The following is a 1639-nucleotide window of genomic DNA, read 5'->3' on the forward strand; positions in this document are numbered from 1 at the left end:
CGCCCGGCGAATACGCCAACGAGAGGTCGCGCTGTGTGTTCGTGGGTTTGGTCGTGGCGATCTCGATCTTGCCCGGCGGGTCCGATTCGTGGTAGTTCAGCGAGTCGTCTTCGAATCCCATGGCTGAATGTGGATATACGAATTGAAAAACCTATCCGAAAAGCCCACAGAGTCGATAGCGACGTTCGATTCGTGGTCGTTCGTACACTACTCGTGACGAACGCGGAGAGGACTGGGTTACTGGTTCTGTGCGTCGACGACCGCGACCGCCGCCAGGTTGACGATGTCCTTGACCTCGTCGCCGCGCTGGAGGACGTGCACCGGCTCGTCCATGCCCACGAGCATCGGCCCAATGGCTTCCGCGCCGCCCAGTCGCTGGAGCAGTTTGTAGGCGATGTTGCCCGCTTCGAGGTTCGGGAAGACCAGCACGTTCGCCGGTTCCTCCAGCTCCGCGAAGTCGTAGGTTCCATTGAGGATGTCCTCGACGACGGCGGTGTCGGCCTGCATCTCGCCGTCAACCGGGAAGTCCACGTCGGGATCCCGTCGGAGGATCCGGGCGGCCTCGCGGGGTTTTCGCGTCCCTTCGTTGTCGACCGACCCGAAGTTCGAGTACGAGAGCATCGCCGCACGCGGCTCGACGTTGAAGCGGCGGGCCAGCTGTGCGGTGTGGCGCGTGACCTCCGCAAGGACGTCCTGGTCGGGGTTCTGGTTGACGGTGGCGTCCGCACAGAAGACCACGCGGTCCTTGAACGCCAGCAGGTAGACCCCGGCGGCGTAGTTGGCGTCCTCGGCGGTACCGATGGTCTGTAGCGGCGGGCGAAGCGCCGAGGGGTAGTGATGGGTCAGCCCCGTCAGCAGGGCGTCGGCGTCGCCGGCCTCGACCATCACGCTTCCGAGGTAGTTTGAGTCCCGGCGGATCATGTCGGCGGCCTCGCTTCGGGTGAAGCCTTTGCGCTGGCGCAGGTCGTAGAGGCGTTCTGCGTACTCGTCGTATTCGGCCTCGGTGAGATCGACCACGTCAGGATCGAACGCCAGACCCAGCTGCCGGAGCGTCGTCTCGATCTCGTCGCGATCGCCGATGAGGACGGGCTGAGCGATCCCTTCCTCTTGCATCTGGTAGGCCGCGCGGATCATCTTCTCGTCCTCCCCTTCGGCGAGCGCCACACGTTTGGGATCGCTACGGGCCTTGTTGAGGACGACCCGCATCATCTCGCGGGACTTGCCGAGTCGGGCCTCGAGTGTCTCGCGATACTCGTCGAGTTCGACCTCGCGACGCGCGACGTCGCTCGAAATCGCCGCCTGCGCGACCGCCGGCGAGACCTCGAAGAGGACCCTGGGATCGATCGGTTTCGGGAGGATGTACTCGGGACCGAACTGCAGGGGCTGGTCGCCGTAGCCCTTTCGCACTGCGTCGGGAACGTCCTGTTTTGCGAGGTCCGCGAGCGCCTCGGCGCAGGCGACTTTCATCTCCTCGTTGATCTCCGTGGCCCGTACGTCCAGCGCACCCCGGAAAATGAAGGGGAAGCCCAGCACGTTGTTGACTTGGTTGGGGTAGTCCGAGCGCCCGGTCGCCATGATCACCGTGTCCTCGCGGGCTTGTTTGGCCTCCTCGTAGGTGATCTCGGGGTCGGGGTTGGCC

General features: G+C 64.4%; 1 protein-coding gene. It reads right to left on the reverse strand.

What is annotated here, in order from left to right; genetic code table 11:
- Positions 1-237: 237 nt before the first annotated feature.
- A partial coding sequence (locus EAO80_RS18805) for a phosphate acyltransferase (protein WP_281273063.1) occupies positions 238-1639 on the reverse strand: 1402 nt, incomplete at its 5' end.

The sequence above is a fragment of the Halalkalicoccus subterraneus genome, assembly GCF_003697815.1.
In the GTDB taxonomy this organism is placed as follows: Archaea; Halobacteriota; Halobacteria; order Halobacteriales; family Halalkalicoccaceae; genus Halalkalicoccus; species Halalkalicoccus subterraneus.